The sequence below is a fragment of the Ruegeria sp. BG3 genome (genome assembly GCF_056538485.1).
The window spans coordinates 316,574-333,821 of record NZ_JBQFTE010000002.1; the positions used below are offsets into that span (position 1 = coordinate 316,574).

At 58.9% G+C, this 17,248-nt stretch carries 17 protein-coding genes; 4 read left to right on the forward strand and 13 right to left on the reverse strand.

The features are described from left to right. The first annotated feature begins 73 nt into the window (after positions 1-73). Together acnA and ACR0AI_RS05205 are read left to right on the forward strand one after the other, a co-directional pair. Complete coding sequence (gene acnA / locus ACR0AI_RS05200) at positions 74-2,764, forward strand: aconitate hydratase AcnA (protein ID WP_480672108.1); 2,691 nt, start codon at positions 74-76, stop codon at positions 2,762-2,764. A gap of 143 nt (positions 2,765-2,907) precedes the next feature. Beyond that, entirely contained in the window at positions 2,908-3,609 is a 702-nt protein-coding gene (locus ACR0AI_RS05205; protein WP_480672109.1) for an SDR family NAD(P)-dependent oxidoreductase, read from the forward strand. Here the strand turns inward: ACR0AI_RS05205 and ACR0AI_RS05210 are convergent. From ACR0AI_RS05210 to yajC, 10 genes are all read right to left on the reverse strand, one after another. Continuing rightward, positions 3,606-4,145 carry a DsbE family thiol:disulfide interchange protein gene (locus ACR0AI_RS05210; RefSeq protein ID WP_480672111.1) on the reverse strand — a complete coding sequence of 180 codons (540 nt, stop codon included), beginning with the start codon at positions 4,143-4,145 and terminating at the stop codon, positions 3,606-3,608. The two genes, ACR0AI_RS05205 and ACR0AI_RS05210, sit on opposite strands and share 4 nt — an antisense overlap. Next, positions 4,138-4,296 (reverse strand): heme exporter protein CcmD, encoded by a 159-nt coding sequence (ccmD, locus tag ACR0AI_RS05215; protein ID WP_170374069.1) that lies wholly within the window; start codon positions 4,294-4,296, stop codon positions 4,138-4,140. Before ccmD ends, ACR0AI_RS05210 begins: the two co-directional genes overlap by 8 nt. Then, entirely contained in the window at positions 4,293-5,066 is a 774-nt protein-coding gene (locus tag ACR0AI_RS05220) for a heme ABC transporter permease (RefSeq protein WP_480672114.1), read from the reverse strand. The genes ccmD and ACR0AI_RS05220 overlap by 4 nt, the downstream gene beginning before the upstream one ends. A 61-nt stretch (positions 5,067-5,127) precedes the next feature. Beyond that, a complete protein-coding gene (ccmB, locus tag ACR0AI_RS05225; protein ID WP_170676494.1) occupies positions 5,128-5,784 on the reverse strand; it encodes a heme exporter protein CcmB in 657 nt (218 codons plus the stop codon). Continuing rightward, a complete protein-coding gene (gene ccmA, locus ACR0AI_RS05230) occupies positions 5,781-6,395 on the reverse strand; it encodes a heme ABC exporter ATP-binding protein CcmA (protein ID WP_480672116.1) in 615 nt (204 codons plus the stop codon). The genes ccmB and ccmA overlap by 4 nt, the downstream gene beginning before the upstream one ends. Positions 6,396-6,540: 145 nt before the next feature. Next, a complete protein-coding gene (locus tag ACR0AI_RS05235; protein WP_480672118.1) occupies positions 6,541-6,894 on the reverse strand; it encodes an Mth938-like domain-containing protein in 354 nt (117 codons plus the stop codon). Positions 6,895-6,903: 9 nt separating this feature from the next. Continuing rightward, complete coding sequence (locus ACR0AI_RS05240; RefSeq protein ID WP_480672120.1) at positions 6,904-7,650, reverse strand: TSUP family transporter; 747 nt, start codon at positions 7,648-7,650, stop codon at positions 6,904-6,906. Next, the gene (secF, locus tag ACR0AI_RS05245; protein WP_170374075.1) at positions 7,643-8,611 is read right to left on the reverse strand and encodes a protein translocase subunit SecF; all 969 of its coding nucleotides are present in this window, start codon (positions 8,609-8,611) and stop codon (positions 7,643-7,645) included. Before secF ends, ACR0AI_RS05240 begins: the two co-directional genes overlap by 8 nt. 2 nt (positions 8,612-8,613) lie before the next feature. After that, a complete protein-coding gene (gene secD / locus ACR0AI_RS05250) occupies positions 8,614-10,275 on the reverse strand; it encodes a protein translocase subunit SecD (protein WP_480672122.1) in 1,662 nt (553 codons plus the stop codon). A gap of 33 nt (positions 10,276-10,308) precedes the next feature. Further along, the gene (gene yajC / locus ACR0AI_RS05255) at positions 10,309-10,596 is read right to left on the reverse strand and encodes a preprotein translocase subunit YajC (protein ID WP_449318587.1); all 288 of its coding nucleotides are present in this window, start codon (positions 10,594-10,596) and stop codon (positions 10,309-10,311) included. A 345-nt stretch (positions 10,597-10,941) separates the two neighbouring features. On the opposite strand from yajC, the gene ACR0AI_RS05260 reads away from it, so the two are divergent. Then, positions 10,942-12,456 carry a mechanosensitive ion channel family protein gene (locus ACR0AI_RS05260; RefSeq protein WP_480672124.1) on the forward strand — a complete coding sequence of 505 codons (1,515 nt, stop codon included), beginning with the start codon at positions 10,942-10,944 and terminating at the stop codon, positions 12,454-12,456. 88 nt (positions 12,457-12,544) lie between these two features. Next, positions 12,545-13,837 (forward strand): serine--tRNA ligase, encoded by a 1,293-nt coding sequence (gene serS, locus ACR0AI_RS05265; protein ID WP_480672126.1) that lies wholly within the window; start codon positions 12,545-12,547, stop codon positions 13,835-13,837. 60 nt (positions 13,838-13,897) lie between these two features. Here serS and ACR0AI_RS05270 read toward each other — a convergent pair whose 3' ends face one another. The 3 genes from ACR0AI_RS05270 to der all read right to left on the reverse strand — a co-directional run bounded on the left by ACR0AI_RS05270 (position 13,898) and on the right by der (position 17,212). Then, positions 13,898-14,524 carry a helix-hairpin-helix domain-containing protein gene (locus ACR0AI_RS05270; RefSeq protein ID WP_480672128.1) on the reverse strand — a complete coding sequence of 209 codons (627 nt, stop codon included), beginning with the start codon at positions 14,522-14,524 and terminating at the stop codon, positions 13,898-13,900. Positions 14,525-14,596: 72 nt separating this feature from the next. After that, positions 14,597-15,586: a fatty acid desaturase gene (locus ACR0AI_RS05275; RefSeq protein ID WP_480672130.1), complete on the reverse strand. Its 990-nt coding sequence runs from the start codon at positions 15,584-15,586 to the stop codon at positions 14,597-14,599. Between the two features lie 162 nt (positions 15,587-15,748). Further along, positions 15,749-17,212, reverse strand: coding sequence for a ribosome biogenesis GTPase Der (gene der, locus ACR0AI_RS05280; protein ID WP_480672132.1), 1,464 nt, complete (start codon positions 17,210-17,212; stop codon positions 15,749-15,751). Between the last annotated feature and the right edge of the window lie 36 nt (positions 17,213-17,248).

Genomic DNA, 17,248 nt, shown 5'->3' on the forward strand with positions numbered 1-17,248 from the left:
CCCCGGACAAACGTGATCAAGATAAACCGCAGCGAATCCCATTTTCCAAGTCATTTGAAAGGGAGGCCACAGGATGCCTATCAAAACCGGACAGGATACCGCCAAAACACGCCGCAGCCTGAGCGTGAATGGCAAAACCATTTCCTACTATTCCATCCCCGCCGCCCAAGAGGCCGGTCTGGGAGATTTCTCTAAGCTTCCCGCCGCGCTGAAAGTGGTGCTGGAAAACATGCTTCGGTTCGAGGATGACGGGTTCTCTGTCTCGGTCGACGACATCAAGGCCTTTGCGGAATGGGGCGAGAACGGAGGTAAGAACCCGCGCGAGATCGCCTATCGCCCTGCCCGCGTGCTGATGCAGGATTTCACCGGTGTGCCTGCCGTGGTCGATCTGGCGGCCATGCGCGACGGGATCAAAGCTCTGGGCGGTGATGCGCAAAAGATCAATCCGCTGAACCCGGTGGATCTGGTCATCGACCATTCGGTCATGATTGACGAGTTCGGCAACCCGCGCGCGTTTCAGATGAATGTGGACCGCGAATACGAACGCAATATGGAGCGCTACCAATTCTTGAAATGGGGTCAGAACGCCTTCAACAATTTCCGCGTCGTACCGCCCGGCACCGGCATCTGCCATCAGGTGAACCTTGAATATTTGGCCCAAACCATCTGGACGGATACTGATCAGAATGGCGAAGAGGTTGCCTATCCCGACACCCTCGTGGGCACCGACAGCCACACCACTATGGTCAACGGCATGGCCGTTCTGGGATGGGGCGTCGGCGGGATTGAGGCAGAGGCAGCGATGCTCGGCCAGCCGATCTCGATGCTGATCCCTGAGGTTGTGGGTTTTGAACTGACCGGCGCGATGGTCGAGGGCACGACCGGTACGGACCTTGTGCTGAAAGTCGTCGAGATGCTGCGGGAAAAGGGCGTGGTGGGTAAATTCGTCGAATTCTATGGCGAAGGTCTGGATCGCCTTCCTTTGGCAGACCGTGCCACGATCGCCAACATGGCCCCCGAATATGGCGCAACCTGCGGCTTCTTCCCAATCGACGGCGAAACCCTGCGCTATATGCGCAATACCGGGCGCGACGAAGACCGTCTTGCGCTGGTCGAAGCCTATGCCAAGGAAAACGGGCTGTGGCGTGATGAGAACTACGCGCCGATCTATACCGACACCCTGTCGCTGGATATGGGCACCATCGTTCCTGCCATCTCGGGGCCGAAACGTCCGCAGGACTATGTGGCGCTGACGGAAGCGAAGGCCGCGTTCCTGAACGAGATGGAGAAGACCTTCAAGCGTCCGATGGGCAAGCAGGTCGAAGTCAAGGGCGAGAATTACGGTATGGAATCGGGCAAGGTCGTGATCGCCTCGATCACCTCCTGCACCAACACCTCGAACCCCTATGTGATGATCGGAGCGGGTCTGGTTGCCCGCAAGGCCGCCGCGCTGGGTCTGGACCGCAAGCCGTGGGTGAAGACCTCGCTAGCGCCAGGTTCGCAGGTGGTCTCGGCCTATCTTGAGGCCGCAGGTCTTCAGGACGATCTGGACAAGATCGGGTTCAACCTTGTGGGCTATGGCTGCACCACCTGTATCGGCAACTCTGGCCCGATTCAGCGAGAAATCAGCGAAGCGATTGCCGAGGGCGATCTGGTCGCCACCTCAGTTCTGTCGGGTAACCGCAACTTCGAGGGGCGGATTTCGCCGGATGTGCGCGCCAATTATCTGGCCTCGCCGCCTCTGGTCGTTGTTTACGCGCTGGCAGGAACCATGGATATCGACCTGACATCCGAACCCATCGGTCAGGATCGGGACGGCAATGATGTCTTCATGAAAGACATCTGGCCCAGCCAGAGCGAAATCGCCGAACTGGTCGAGGCAACCGTCACCCGCGAGGCGTTCCAGTCCAAATACGCTGACGTCTTCAAGGGCGATCAAAAGTGGCGGGAGGTCGAGGTTCCACAGCAGGAAACCTATGACTGGCCGCCGACCTCGACCTATATCCAGAACCCGCCCTATTTTCAGGGCATGGGGGCTGAGCCGGGCACGATCTCGAACATCGAAGGGGCCAAGGTGCTGGCGATCTTGGGCGATATGGTCACAACCGACCATATCTCACCGGCCGGGTCGTTTGCCACAACCTCGCCTGCGGGCAAGTATCTGATGGACCGGCAGGTTCAGCCGCGTGAGTTCAACTCCTACGGCTCGCGCCGGGGCAACCACGAGGTCATGATGCGCGGCACTTTCGCCAATATCCGCATCAAGAACGAGATGCTGGATGGTGTCGAAGGCGGATACACCAAAGGGCCGAACGGCGAGCAAACCTCGATCTATGACGCGTCGATGGCCTATCAGGCGGATGGCACCCCTCTGGTCGTCTTTGGCGGTGAGCAGTATGGCGCGGGCTCTTCCCGTGACTGGGCCGCGAAGGGGACCGCTCTGCTGGGTATCAAAGCCGTGATTGCCGAAAGTTTTGAGCGCATCCACCGCTCAAACCTCGTTGGCATGGGCGTGATTCCGTTTGAGTTCACCGGTGGAGACACGCGCAAAACGCTTGGGTTGAAGGGGGATGAGACGGTCTCGATCCACGGTCTGGACACGATTGAGCCGCTGCAGGAGGTGCCCTGCACCATCACCTATGGCGACGGGACCGAGAAGACCATCACCCTGAAATGCCGAATAGATACAGCCCCTGAGATCGAATACATCGAGAACGGCGGTGTTCTGCACTATGTACTGCGCAATCTCGCGAAGGCGGGTTGATGTGGTGTTGATCCACAGACTGAAAAGGACGCCGGTCGGCGTCCTTTTTTATGCGAGGCTCTGCCTCGCGCTCCGAGGTATTTGTGAACAGAAGAAGTTGATTGTGCCCTAAGTGGACTATCAACCGTGCGCAGGAGGTTGGTATGGATAAAGTGGCTTTGGTAACCGGCGGCGCGCGGGGGATCGGGCGCGCCATCGTTGAAGACCTACGGCGCGATCATCGAGTTGCTTTCACATGGCTGTCAACCGAACCTGATCCGGTGTTGGAAGGGGAAAGTTTGCAACCGATACGGTCCGATCTGACGCAGGACGGACAGCCTGAAGCGGTTATACGCCTCGTTGTGGAACGTTTCGGGCGGTTGGACGTGATCGTGAACAATGCAGGTTTGGTCAGGTCCACTCCGAAAGAGGATTTTGACCGGGAAGATCATCGCGCCATTTTAGATTTGAACCTGCTGGTCCCAGCTGCTTTGTTGGCGGCTGCTCTACCTCATTTGAAACCGGGCTCGGCGATTGTCAGCATTTCCTCGATGAACGCGGATTTGCCACCGAAAGACGCGGTGATTTATGGGGCAAGCAAGGCGGCCCTCAACCTGTGGACACGCGGGATGGCAAAGGAACTTGGGCCTCAGGGTATCCGGGTCAACGCCGTGGCACCGGGGGCGATTAACATCCCCGAAGACCCGCGCCCCGAAGACTTGACCGCCTTGTTCGTCGAGAACACAGCCGTAGGGCGGATTGGGCGACCCGAAGATATCGCGAAGGCCGTACGGTTCTTGGCGTCAGACGACGCCGCATTCATCACGGGTGAGACCTTGGCTGTGACCGGTGGCTACAGGCTCTAACCGCCAGCCGCTTTTTCAAGCGCCGGGCGGATCGTGCTTTCGATAACACGTTGGGTGATCGGCCCAGCGAAACGCAGGATCACGGTGCCTTCCCCGTCGATCACATAGGTTTCGGGAACGCCGTAAAGCCCCCAATCCAAAGCCATGCGGCCCTGCTCGTCGCGACCGATGCCGGTATAGGGATCGCCCAATTCAGTCAGGAAGCCTTCGGCATTGTCCAACTTGTCTTTGTAGTTGACGCCGTAGACCGGGATGCCTTCGTTCGACAGCGCCTCAAGGTTTGGATGCTCTGCCCGACAGGGGGCACACCAGCTGGCCCAGTAGTTGACCAGCTTGACCTGCCCGTCCCGCAGGGTCGCGTCGTCGAAAGGCGTTTTGCCCGGAAACTCGGTCAGGACGACCGGAGGGGCGGGTTGCCCTTCGCGGGCAGATGGAAGAGCGTTGGGGTCGTCTCGGAACATACCGATCCCGGCCAGAACGGCAAAAGCACCAAAAATCAAAGGCGGTGCGACCATCAAAGGCGAAATCTTAGCCATTGCGCGACATCCTTTGTTCGATTTTCTCCATCTCGGCCCGCACTTTGCGTCCCCGGATCACGCTAAAGACGACCAGCGCCACGAGCAGCAGGATCGAAGCAGCGTAGGACGACAAGACAGCGTCCGCGTATTTTCCAAGATCAGGCATCATGCGCCCACCCTTTCACGTGCCAGTAGCGCTTTGACCCGACGCGCGCGGATCTCGGTGCCGGTGCGATACAGAACCAATGCAATGAACAGCAGAACGAAGCCAATGATGCAGGTCAGCAATGGATAGAAAAACACGTTGCTGACTTTCTCTTCGGTATCCGTTCCCGTGACCGCTCCGGCCCGCATGACCGAGGCGCCCTGATGCAGCCCCTGGTTCCAGAAATTCACCGCATAGCGGCTGAGGATCGCGAAGACCGACCCCACCAGACACAGGACCGCGGTCAGGTCGGCGGCGGTGTCCGGGTCCTCGATCGCCTCCCACAGGGCGACGTAGCCGAGATAGAACAGGAACAAGATCAGGAATGAGGTCAGGCGCGGATCCCAAGCCCACCATGTGCCCCACATCGGCTGGCCCCAAATCGCTCCGGTCGCCAGTGCGATCAGGGTCATCACGATGCCCACAGGTGCGGCGGCGCGCGCGGCCAAAGCGCTGACGTGATGGCGGCGGACCAGCCAGACCAACGAGGTCACCAGCATCATCAGCCAGCAATTGATCGCCATAAGGGCCGATGGGACGTGCAGGTAGATGATCTTAACCGTCGAGCCCTGTCGGAAGTCATCGGGGGTGAAGAAGAAGCCCCAGACCAGCCCTACCACAATGCAAACCGCGGAGGTGATCCAGAAAAAGGGCAAGACACGCTCGCTGGTGGCAAGAAACTTGCGCGGGTTGGCATATTCCCAGAGAGCGTTGGCTTTGGCTGCGATAGACATGGCCGTTATTTAGTCTGACTCGGGTTCATTCTCAATTGACCTTGCTCAAAGTTGTGGCGCTTCACCGCAGATTGATGCGCAGGACCGCCGCGCTGGCGAAGGGTAGCAGAGCGATCGTGGCCATCGTGATCCCCGCCAGCATCAAAAGTGGGGTTTGGGTCTCCATCCCGACGGCACCTCGGCGGGCGACTTCTGCGCCGAAGATCAGGGTTGGGACGTAGAGCGGTAGAACTAGCAGTGACAACAGCAGGCCACCGCGCTTCAGCCCGACGGTCAGAGCGGCGCCGAAGGTGCCGATGACGCTCATGGCGGGGGTGCCGAGCAAGAGCGAGATCACCAGCCAGAAGAAGCCCGGCGTGGGAAGGTTCAGCAAGACGCCCAGAAACGGTGCCGCAAGAACCAGAGGCAAACCGGTCGTGATCCAATGCGCCAGAGCTTTGATAGAAACTACAGCCTCAAGCGGGAGAGGCGCGGTGGCCAGAAGGTCCAGAGAGCCGTCCTCCCAATCCAGGGCCAGAAGGCGGTCGAGGGACAACAGGCAGGCAAGCAAAGCACCCAACCACAGAATTCCCGGCGCGATGGTCGAGAGTAGCGACGATTGCGGGCCGACGGCAAAGGGCACCAGAACCGTGACAATCAGGAAGAAGGCCAGGCCGAGACCAAACCCTCCGCCTGCGCGGAAGGCCAGCTTCAGGTCGCGCAGCAACAGGGCGATCACAGGAAGCCTCCGTCAAAGTCGTCGATGGGTTGCGGTTTCGCTTTGTAGGGGCCGACGTCCAGAACCTCTCCGTCGAGGCCGAGGTCGATATGGGTTGCAATCAGGGCCGAGCCGCCCTGCCCCAGATGCCTGCGCACGGCATCGGCGAACATCTGAACGGCGTTTTTGTCGAGCGAGACGGTTGGTTCGTCCAGCATCCAGATCGGCCGCCCCGTGACCAGCATCCGCGCAAGGCCCAGCCTGCGCTTTTGGCCTGCCGACAGGTTGCCCGCATGGCGGTCGGACAGGTCATTCAGCGCAAAGGCGTCCAGAGCCGGCTGGATGTCATGAGTCCCAAAGACCGACGCCCAGAAGGCGAGGTTCTCGACCACTGTCAGCGTTGGCTTCAAACCATCGGAATGCGAGGCGTAGGCGATCTGGTCCTCTGCCCCTTCGATCTGTCCCGCCAAAGCAGGCTGTAGCCCTGCCAGAGTGCGCAGGAGTGTTGTTTTTCCGATTCCGTTTGGCCCACGCAAAATGAGCGCCTGACCGGGGGTGAGCTTGAAGCTCAACCCCTCCAGCACGGGCACGCCACCGCGGGTGATGGTCAGATCGGAAACGGATAGTGTCATGAGACTCGCTTATCCGATTGGGGGCGCAGGCAAAAGGTTGGATTTGACGCAGGGGATGAAGGTGGCGCATCTGGGGTGCTAGAACGCGAGGGGCGCTGCCCCTCGCGCTCCCCGGGATATTTTTGGCCAGATGAAGGGGATCCCGTCAGACGGGGATCAGAGCGAGCGCGATGCGGCGACCTTCGGATAGCAGGACGTTGTAGGTACGGCAGGCGGCGGGGGAGTTCATGATCTCGACGCCGATCCCAGCGGATTCGAGAGTTTGGCGCAGTTCGGGCGGGATATGGGCAAGCTCTGCTCCGGTTCCGATGAACAGGACGTCGATCACCTCGGACAGGTCGCGCAGTGGCGCGTCGTCTGCGTATCCGCCCCACGCTCGCGTTCCCGCCGGGCCGGTCAGCACGGCGCCGTGATGAACACGCCCTCCGATCCGGAAAAAATCGGGGCCGTACCCGTCCACAGGTTCGGCGTTGGTATAGTTGATCTCATTCAATCGCATGCGCTGTATTTACCTCCAAAGCGGCAGGCCGGACAAGGCCGCCAGTGCAATCGCCAGATAGGCGGCCGCGCGGTAGAGGCCTTCTCGGTCCGGGCGGAAAAGCCACCCGCCCAGCCAATTGCCCAGCAGGTTGGGGAGCGCCAGAAGAAGCCCCAGCCCGGCAGCGGCGAGGGTGACCTGCGCCATGCCGGTAAGATAGCCGAGTAGCAGGAAATCGAACCCGAACAGAAACAGCAGAATCGTCGCGCGAATGACGTCCACCGGTAGTGGGCGCGACATGTAGAACAGGATGACGGCCGGACCAGGTAGCCCTGCGACACCGCCAAGAAACCCGGCGGCTCCGCCAATACCCGTGACCATCACGCGGCTGACATGACCGTGATAGCGCAGGCCGAGGATCAGAATGGTCAGCATCGCAAGGGCCAGACCGCTGACCGCATAGCGGAAAACCTCGGGCGCAACCTGCGTCAGCACCCACAGTCCCAGCGGCAGGACCAGTGCGCAGCCAAGCAGTAGGCGTGTCAGATCGCCCTTGTTCACGGCACCCCATGCCCGGCGCAGATTAGGCAGAGGGCCAAAGATATCCATGATTGTCAGGCCGATCAGCGCTCCGAACGGGCCGAGATAAGGGGTCGCGATAGGCAGGAAAACCAAAGCGGTGCCAAACCCCGAGAAGCCGCGAACGACGCCCCCAAGAAAGGCCGCAAATAAGACGACGGCCAGACCCTGTGGGGACTGGCCGAAGATCTCAGGCATCTACGTTGGCAAACTGGTTGCCCGCGTTATTGGACGGCTTGGACCAGTCACGCTTGACGCCCAGCCACAGTAGGATGGTCGAGGCCACGAAGACTGACGAATAAGTCCCCACGATCACACCCCAGATCATCGCGAAGACAAAGCCTCGGATCACGTCACCGCCCAGCACATAGAGCGAGATCAGCGCCAGCAGGGTTGTGACCGAGGTCATCACCGTCCGGCTGAGGGTTTCGTTGATCGAGATGTTAAGAACCTCTTTGAGGTCTTTCTTCTTGTACTTCCGCAGGTTTTCACGCACCCGGTCAAACACGACCACGGTGTCATTCAGTGAGTAACCCACGATGGTTAGAAGCGCCGCGATGATGGCCAGATCGAAGCGGATTTGAAGCTCCGAGAAGATGCCGATGGTCAGGATCACGTCATGCACAAGCGCCGCGACCGCGCCAAGAGCGAACTGCCATTCGAACCGCAGCCAGATATAGACGAGCACCGCTCCGATGGCCAAAACGATGGCGATCACGGCTGTCTGGATTAGCTCACCCGAGACTTTCGGGCCAACCGATTCCACCGATACGAATTGGATATCGGGGATCACGGCCTGCAACGCGCCCTCAACAGCTGTGATGGTCGAGGCTTCGACAGCTTCCGCATCTGCCTGCGCTTGAATGCGGATCATTGCGACGTTGTCTTCCGGTCCAAAAGTCGGATCAAAAATCTCAGTAATTGAGACGTCGCCCAGCTCCAGCGGAGCAATCGCGTCACGGTAGACACCCACATCAATCGGCTGCGTGCTTTCGGTGCGGATCGTTGTGCCACCCCGGAAGTCGATGCCGAAATTCAGGCCCTGCAGCATGAATGAGGCGAAGGCCACAACCATCATGAGGGCCGAAATGCCCAGCCAAAGCTTCCAGCGGCTGAAGAAATCGAACGAGGTGCTTTGGGGTACGAGTTTCAGTCTCATGATCAAACCTCGATCGTTTTCGGACGGCGGCGCTCGAACCACATGACGACCATCAGGCGCGTCACGAAGATCGCGGTGAAGACCGAGGTCAGGATGCCCAGGCCCAGAGTGATGGCGAACCCGCGCACAGGACCGCTGCCCATGGCGAACAGGATCACCGCCGTGATGAAGGTGGTCACGTTGGCATCCGCTATGGCCGACAGGGCTTTTTCATAACCCAACTCAATCGCACGCGCGGGGCCTTTGGCGGATTTCAGTTCCTCTCGGATACGTTCGAAAATCAGCACGTTGGCATCCACGGCCATACCGACCGTCAGAACAATACCCGCGATGCCCGGCAGGGTCAGCGTTGCGCCGATCAGCGACAGCAGACCGAACAAGAGGCCCACGTTGATGATCAAGGCAATGTTGGCGAAGAGGCCAAACAAACCATAGCTGAGCGCCATGAACACCAGCACCGCGGCAAAAGCTACCATAGTGGCGACTTTACCGGCGTCGATGCTGTCCTGACCCAATTCAGGGCCGATGGTACGTTCTTCGAGGAACTCCAGCTCGGCAGGCAAGGCCCCTGCCCGTAACAGGATAGCAAGGTTGGTGCTCTCCTCGACCGTGAAATTGCCTGTAATGATGCCTGAGCCGCCGGGAATGTGGCTTTGGATCACAGGGGCCGAGATCACCTCATCATCCAGCACGATCGCGAAAGGCGCGCCGATGTTTTCCAGCGTATAGTCACCGAATTTCCGCGCGCCCGACGTGTTGAACCGGAAACTGACGGCGGGACGTCCGTTCTGATCAAACGAGGGCTGCGCATCAACCAGTTCTTCACCTGTGACGACCGGAGAGGATTCAAGAGTGTAGTACACCCCGCTTTCGTCAATCGACGGCACCACTTCTTCACCAATACCTGCAGCGGCATCCGGGTCCGAGCCACGGCCGACAACAGGGTTGAAGGTCAGCTGCGCCGTGGTACCGATGATCTCTTTCAGCTCGCCTGCACTTCCGATCCCTGGAACCTGAATCAGGATACGGTCTGCACCTTGGCGCTGAATGGTGGGTTCACGCGTACCAACCTCGTCAATCCGGCGGCGCACGATCTCAAGCGATTGACGCACGGTGCGATCATCCGAGGCCAGCTTCTCCGCCTCGGAGAGCTGCACAACGATTGTATCGCCATCGGCAAAAGCTTCGATATCGGTCGCACCTACACCTGTCAGCGTCTGCACTTGACGGGCCAGACCACGAACGGTTTCGAGCGCACGAGACATCCCCTCGGGCTGGCTGATGCGGACGCGAATCTGATCGGGGTCTGAATCCTGACGGCGGATCGTGCCAACGGTGGAACGCTCATCCCGCAGGGCGTCGCGGATTTCGGGCCACATCGCCTCCATCCGGGATTCGTAGACATCCTCGACCTTGACCTCGGCCAGCAGATGCGCACCGCCCCGCAGATCGAGGCCCAGATTGACCAAGGAGGACGGCAGCCAGTTCGGCCACAGCGCCGCTTCGGCCTGATTTTCGGGCGTATCCGCGCCAAGCTCAATCGCGGCTTTGGCGTCATTAGATTGTTCGACCCGCGTGTAGAACGCATTTGGCAGAGCCAAGAGCAGGCCGGTCACACAGACCAGCCAGATCAGAACCCGCTTCCAGGTATCAATTTGCAGCATAACCCTGCCTTTTCAAGGAATTGTAAGGCGAAGTTACTTCGCAGGTTCGGTCTTGTTCAGAACCTGAGCGATGGTCGATTTGACCACTCGAACCTTAACGCCCTCGGCGATCTCGACCTCGATCTCGTTGTCGCCTTCCTTGACCTTGGACACCTTGCCGATCATCCCGCCCTGCGTGACGACCTGATCACCGCGACGCACGGCCTCGACCATGGCCTGATGTTCTTTCATCTTCTTTTGCTGCGGACGGATCAGCAGGAAATACATGATCGCGAAGATCAGGATCAGCGGGAGAAACTGGGCGATTGCGCCACCTTCCATGGGATATTCCTTTTTCTTTGACCTGCGGCACCGTTCCGCAAATTTGGCGGGAACCTATGCGCTGATATGCGTGTTTGCAAGCAATGGCGGCAGCGTGACCCACCTGAACGCACACCTGCCACCATAAGAACCGTCAAAACGTTGCAGATATGCCCTAGGAACACTGTTTAAACCGGGTATAGTTCCAAACAAGGGGGACACATGGCACGGCAATTCAAACCCTTCCATTTGCTACGTTATTTGCTCACTGCAACCGCGGCAGCCCTTTGGCTAAGCCAACCTGTCCACGCACAAGAGTCACCGACGGATGCACCTGCACCAGAAGCTGCAGAATCAGAAACTTTTATGGCCCCAGTTATAATAGACGGGGACGTTCTGTTTCAGGTTCGAGGCTCAAGCGCACTACCCGCCCCCGAGCGTGCCGAAGAAGTTCAAGACAAGATCATAGAAATCGCCGAAGCGTCGGACGCGTCTGAGGTCACGATCAGCTTTGAGGAAACCGAGTTCGGCACCTGGGTTCTGGTTGATGGTGAGCGGGTTTCCATCGTCACCGAAGCCGATGCCGAATTGGACCAGATGGAACTCAGCGTTGTCAGCGTTCTGCACGGCAATGCGATCAAACAGGCTATTGAGGCCTACCGTTTAAATCGAACTGAACAGGCGCGGGTTTCTGGCGCTATCGAAGCCGCAGCTTGGACGTTGGGCTTCGTTGTCTTTGTCGTTGTCATCTTTTGGCTTCACCGCAGAATCCGGCGGCGGACACTGAGATTCGTGAAGCGCTACCTGAAGGACGTGGAAACCGCCACGGCCAAGAGCGTTCAAGCCGAGGCCATTGCAGCCTTGGTGCGTTACGGTCTGAATTTCGCTCTGCTGGTGATTTTCTTCCTGGGTTTCTACTACTACCTGTCTTTTGTCCTACTGGCCTTTGCCGAAACCCGGTATTTCGCGCAATTGCTGCTGACCTATCTGACCGAGCCGGTCCTTCTGATCTTCCAAGGCATCCTCAGCTATATCCCGAACATGATCATGCTTGGCCTGATCGCATGGGTAACTATGTATATTATCAAGGGCATGCGGGTCTTCTTCGACGCAGTCGAAGCCGGATCGTTCGATATGGGGGATTTTGAGAAGCATTGGGTTAACCCCACCTTCAACATCGCCCGAGTTGTCGTGATCCTGATCGCACTGGTCTTTGCCGTTCCCTACATTCCAGGCTCGGATTCGGCGGCGTTTCAGGGCCTGACCATTCTGGTCGGTGCGATGCTGTCGTTAGGCGCGAACTCGGTCGTGTCGAATATGCTGGCCGGGCTGTTCGTGATCTATCGCCGCTCGACCTCGATCGGGGACCGTATTCAGATCGGAGACCACATCGGCGACGTGGTGCAGATCAAGCTGATGGAGACACACCTGAAATCCATCAAGAACGAGCTGATCTCGATCCCCAACGCGCAGCTGATGAATTCGGACGTGGTGAATTTCTCGAAGAAGACAGATGGCAGCGGGCTGTTGCTGCACACAACAGTAGGGATCGGCTATGAAGAGCCACCCGAAAAGATCGAGGCGATGCTGATCGAGGCCGCCAATCGCACCAAAGGGATCAAGTCCAAGCCTGAACCCTTTGTCCTGTGGACCGCGCTGGCAGACTACGCGATCAACTACCAGATCAACGGATACACGACCCGGGGCAGTATCATTCCCAAGATCCGCTCGGACCTGCATCGCAACATTGTGGCCGTATTCAACGAGAATAACGTGCAGATCATGACCCCCTCATACATCGCTGATCCGCCCGAACCAAAGATCCCGCCCGGGGAATGGGACGGACATCTGGCTCATCACGATGAGGAACCGGACAGTTAGGCGCAGTTTGGTTAACCAGCGCTACACCCTCCGAGATATATGGTGCATAAGCAGTCGCAGTGATTCACTGCATTCAAGGATCTGAACTATGCACGACATCCGCGCCATTCGCGAAAACCCAGCCGCTTTCGACGCCGCACTCGCGCGCCGTGGGGACGCGCCGGTGTCGTCAGACCTGCTGCGGCTGGACGAAAGCCGCCGCGCCAAGATTTTGGCCGCTGAAACGGCGCAGGCCGAACAGAACAAGGCCAGCAAAGAGGTCGGCGCGGCCAAAGCCCGCGGTGATGAGGCCGAGTTTGAACGCCTGCGCGCACTCGTGGCCGAAAAGAAGGCCGAAATCGCCCGGATGCAGACCGAGGCCAAGGATCTAGACGCTTTGCTGGCGGACCAACTGATCCGTATTGCCAACCTGCCCGCCGAGGATGTGCCAGAAGGCGCCGACGAGAAAGACAACGTCGAGGTCAGCCGTTGGGGTACCCCGCGCGAACTGGACTTTGCTCCGAAAGAGCATTTTGAGATTGAGGCTGTTCAAAACGGCATGGATTTCGAAACCGCAGCGAAACTCTCTGGCTCGCGCTTTGTGCTGTTGTCTGGCGGCGTTGCGCGCATCCACCGTGCGCTGGCCCAGTTCATGCTGGACACGCATATCAACGAAAACGGCCTGACCGAAGTCAACGGCCCGGTTCTGGTTCTGTCCGAGATGATGCAGGGCACCGGACAGCTGCCGAAATTCGGCGAGGACAGCTATCAGACCCGCGAAGGCTGGTGGTTGATCCCGACCTCCGAGGTTTCGCTGACCAACATCGTCAATGACACAATGATCGAGGAAAGCTATCTGCCCCGCCGTTATACCGCGCATTCGCTCTGCTTCCGGTCCGAGGCCGGTTCGGCGGGCAAAGACACCCGCGGAATGCTGCGTCAGCATCAGTTCGAAAAGGTCGAGATGGTCTCGATCACCCATCCCGAGACCTCGGATGACGAACAAAAACGCATGGTGCGCTGCGCCGAGGGCATTCTGGAAAAGCTGGGCGTGCCGTATCGCACCGTTATCCTGTGTACCGGCGACATGGGCTTTGGCGCCCGCCGTACCTTTGACATCGAGGCATGGCTGCCCGGTCAGGACACCTATCGCGAGATCAGCTCGGTCTCGACCTGCGGCGATTTTCAGGCCCGCCGCATGAATGCACGTTTCCGGCCCGAAGGTGGCGGTAAACCGGAATACGTCCACACGCTTAACGGCTCTGGCCTTGCGGTGGGTCGCTGCCTGATTGCCGTGCTTGAAAACGGTCAGAACGCAGACGGCACCGTCACCCTACCCGATGTCCTTGCCCCCTATCTGGGTGGCAAGCTGACGCTGCAACCGGACGGCACGCTGGTATAAGAAAACCGGCATCCGCGTTGCGCGGTGCCGGTCCGAAACACTTGAAAGGGCGAAGAAAGGCTACTTCTTCGCCTTTTTCTTATCCTTCTTCTTGTCAGATTTTTTGTCCGACTTCTTGGCATCTTTTTTGCCAGCGTCTTTCTTCTTGTCGGCCTTTTTGGACTTGTCGTCTTTCTTGGATTTCTTCCCCTTCTTGGACTTGGCTTTAACCTTGTCCTTGGCTTTTGAGAACGCGGCCTCCATCTCGGCCCGCTTTTTCGCAGCTTTTTCAGCCTTGGCTTTTGCCTTGGCTTTCTTCTTGGCCTTCGCCTCTGCGGCTTCTGCAGCGGCTTTTTCCTCTGCGGCTTTGCGGGCAGCTTCGGCGGCGCGCTTCTCGGCAGCGGCGGCGACAACTGTCTTGCGCGCAGCGGGGCGTCGAGCCGCTGGTTTACGCGTAGCGGGTTTGCGGGCAGCAGGTTTCCGAGTCGCAGCACGGCGCGGGGCTGGTTTGGCAGCCGCCGGTTTCGCAGCGGTCGCCTCTTTTGCTGCGGCAATCAGTACGGCTGCGCGCGCCACACCGACACGGGGGACCTTGACCAGATCGTCCGGTTTCGCTTTCGCAACGGCTTCGGCGGTCTTCAAACCATTTTCGGCCAAACCTTTGGCGAGCGTATCGCCAACGCCTTTTATCTCGGTCAATGCGGTCATTCTGGGTCCTTTCTCTGTCTCCCTGGTTTCCTGTATATACACAGGATATACGCTCTTCAAGCGGAGCTATGCCTATGACGATCCATGGGCCAAGTCAGCAGTCTGCCCTTTTTTCGGAAATGGCACCAGCCGTTTGGCGTCTTCGTCCCATAGTTTCAGGTTCAACGCTGCCACGGCTTCGGGGAACTTGATCCGACGCGGCGTGTATTCGGGCGGCAGGTTATAGTGGCATTCACGCAACCGGTAGGACGGGATACGGGCGTTGAAATGGTGAATATCGTGCAAGGTGATGCAGGCCACCGCATTGTCGAACCACCAACCGAAATCCAGCGCTGACGAGCCCTGAAGCGCCGCGATCTGCGGATCCAGCTCCGGGCGACGATCCCAATATGTGTCCTCGAAATTATGTTGTAGGTAGACGAGGAATACGCCCAGCATCCCACCCAACAAGGAAAACACTAGCCAGACCAGAATACCGGTCGTCCCGGCGATCAGGTAAAGCAGCCCGAGAAAAATGACGATCGAGAGGTTGTGCAGAACAACGCCCTTAACACCAAACCGCACCGTGTTTTTGGGCCACCGGTAGCGAATGAAATACGTGAACAGAGCGCCCACCGGCACCAGAATGAACGGGTTGCGGTAGAGGCGATAGACAAGACGTTTGAGCCAGTCCGCCTCGTTCCATTCCCGCAGGGTCATGGTGTGGATTTCTCCGGTCTCCCGATGCTCGAGGTTGCCAATGCCCGCATGGTGCAGATTGTGGTTCTGCTTCATCACCTCGAAAGGGGCAAAGGTGAAAGGCGACAGGCCGTGCCCCGCCCATTCATTCTGCTGGCGCGTTTCGAACAGGGAATGATGGCCACAGTCATGTTGCAGCACGTAAAGTCGCACTGCGGAAAACGCGAAAACAATCCCGGCTGGGACCATGACATACCAGTGGTCCACGTTCACAATCGCCAAGGCCAGCGAGGCAAAATAGACGGCGAAGGTTCCGAAATAGCTCAGGGCTGCAAGCCTGTTGTCCTGAACCGCGTATTGCCGCGTGTAGTCTCTGAGATTCATCAAGCCCTCTCCCACGATGGCCCGGTTAAATGAGAAGCAAAAGGAATTCAGACCCGCCGCAGGACGGACCGCGCACAGGAAACAAATGCACGCTCCTGAATGCTAGCGTGCAGAAAGGGCGCTGTCACGCCCTTGCGCTGAAAATGCTGAAAATTGGCGCAGTTACGCGCGTCCCTTGAGGTGTTTGGCCAAGGCACCGGCGTTTTTCTTGCGCCGCCCCTTGTAAGGGTTCTTGTCACCTTGCCCGCGCAACGTCAGGCGGATCGGCGTACCGGGCATGTCAAAATCCTCACGCAGGCCGTTGACCAGATAGCGGGTATAGCTGGCCGGCATCTTGTCGGGATGCGAGCACATAACGACAAAGCCCGGCGGGCGCGTTTTTGCCTGGGTCATGTAGCGCAGCTTGATGCGGCGGCCTTGCGGGGCTGGCGGCGGGTGCTGCTCGAGCATGGCGGTCAGCCAGCGGTTCAGCGCGGCGGTGGGTACCCGGCGGTTCCAGATATCATGCGCACGCAAGATGGCGGCGCGCAAACGTTCCAGCCCCCGGCCCGTTTTGGCCGACACGGTGATCAGAGGTGCGCCCCGCAGTTGCGGCAGCAGCCGGTCGAAGGACTCTTTGAGGTCTCGCAGCTTCTCCTGCTTGTTTTCCTCAACGTCCCATTTATTGACCGCGACCACGACCGCACGGCCTTCCCGCTCGGCCAGATCGGCGATGCGTAGGTCTTGTTGCTCGAACGGAATTGCCGCATCCAGCAGGACGACAACCACTTCGGCGAATTTCACAGCACGCAGACCGTCCGAGACCGAGAGCTTTTCGAGCTTTTCTTGAACTTTCGCCTTTTTGCGCATGCCCGCAGTGTCGAAAATCCGCATCGGAGTGCTTTCGCCATCCGGATCGGCCCAATCGACCCGAAGACTGATCGCGTCACGGGTGATCCCAGCCTCGGGGCCGGTCAGAAGGCGGTCTTCACCCATGATTTTATTGATCAGGGTGGATTTACCTGCATTCGGTCGACCTACGACGGCTACCTGCAACGGTTTGGCTGCGGTGATCAGAGGGGTTTCGCCCTCTCCATCCTCGTCCAGCTCGATATCGACCATGGGGGCGTCGTCTTCGACCTCTTCCTCGGCCGCATCTGCCAGTGGCATCAGCTGAGCGTAAAGGTCGGTCATCCCCTCGCCATGCTCGCCCGACAAGCGGACAGGTTCGCCGAGGCCGAGGTTATAGGCCTCCAGAACACCAGCATCAGCAGCCGACCCTTCGGCTTTGTTGGCAGCCAAAATTACGTGTTTGGAGCGTTTGCGCAGAATCTCGGCAAACATCTCATCGGTCGGAGTGAGGCCGGTACGCGCGTCGATCATGAATAGGCAGACATCGGCCATATCCACCGCGCGCTCAGTCAGGCGGCGCATGCGACCCTGAAGGCTGTCGTCGGTCGCGTCCTCAAGACCTGCCGTGTCGATCACGGTGAACCGCAGATCGCCCAGCCGTCCTTCACCTTCGCGCAGGTCGCGCGTCACGCCGGGCTGGTCGTCGACCAAGGCCAGACGTTTGCCCACGAGGCGGTTGAACAATGTGGATTTGCCCACGTTCGGGCGGCCCACGATGGCGAGGGTCAGCGACATGATACTCAACTTTCAAGACTCAGACGCGCCCTTTAG

Excerpts from the sequence above, each read along its gene's own strand:
- der (WP_480672132.1), bottom strand. The coding sequence starts at position 17,212 with ATGTCGCTGACCCTCGCCATCGTGGGCCGCCCGAACGTGGGCAAATCC.
- ccmD (WP_170374069.1), bottom strand. The coding sequence starts at position 4,296 with ATGATGCCTGATCTTGGAAAATACGCGGACGCTGTCTTGTCGTCCTAC.
- ACR0AI_RS05275 (WP_480672130.1), bottom strand. The coding sequence starts at position 15,586 with ATGAATCTCAGAGACTACACGCGGCAATACGCGGTTCAGGACAACAGG.
- secF (WP_170374075.1), bottom strand. The coding sequence starts at position 8,611 with ATGAGACTGAAACTCGTACCCCAAAGCACCTCGTTCGATTTCTTCAGC.
- acnA (WP_480672108.1), top strand. The coding sequence starts at position 74 with ATGCCTATCAAAACCGGACAGGATACCGCCAAAACACGCCGCAGCCTG.
- yajC (WP_449318587.1), bottom strand. The coding sequence starts at position 10,596 with ATGGAAGGTGGCGCAATCGCCCAGTTTCTCCCGCTGATCCTGATCTTC.
- ACR0AI_RS05260 (WP_480672124.1), top strand. The coding sequence starts at position 10,942 with ATGGCCCCAGTTATAATAGACGGGGACGTTCTGTTTCAGGTTCGAGGC.
- ACR0AI_RS05235 (WP_480672118.1), bottom strand. The coding sequence starts at position 6,894 with ATGCGATTGAATGAGATCAACTATACCAACGCCGAACCTGTGGACGGG.
- ACR0AI_RS05270 (WP_480672128.1), bottom strand. The coding sequence starts at position 14,524 with ATGACCGCATTGACCGAGATAAAAGGCGTTGGCGATACGCTCGCCAAA.
- secD (WP_480672122.1), bottom strand. The coding sequence starts at position 10,275 with ATGCTGCAAATTGATACCTGGAAGCGGGTTCTGATCTGGCTGGTCTGT.
- ACR0AI_RS05240 (WP_480672120.1), bottom strand. The coding sequence starts at position 7,650 with ATGCCTGAGATCTTCGGCCAGTCCCCACAGGGTCTGGCCGTCGTCTTA.
- serS (WP_480672126.1), top strand. The coding sequence starts at position 12,545 with ATGCACGACATCCGCGCCATTCGCGAAAACCCAGCCGCTTTCGACGCC.
- ACR0AI_RS05220 (WP_480672114.1), bottom strand. The coding sequence starts at position 5,066 with ATGTCTATCGCAGCCAAAGCCAACGCTCTCTGGGAATATGCCAACCCG.
- ACR0AI_RS05210 (WP_480672111.1), bottom strand. The coding sequence starts at position 4,145 with ATGGCTAAGATTTCGCCTTTGATGGTCGCACCGCCTTTGATTTTTGGT.
- ACR0AI_RS05205 (WP_480672109.1), top strand. The coding sequence starts at position 2,908 with ATGGATAAAGTGGCTTTGGTAACCGGCGGCGCGCGGGGGATCGGGCGC.
- ccmA (WP_480672116.1), bottom strand. The coding sequence starts at position 6,395 with ATGACACTATCCGTTTCCGATCTGACCATCACCCGCGGTGGCGTGCCC.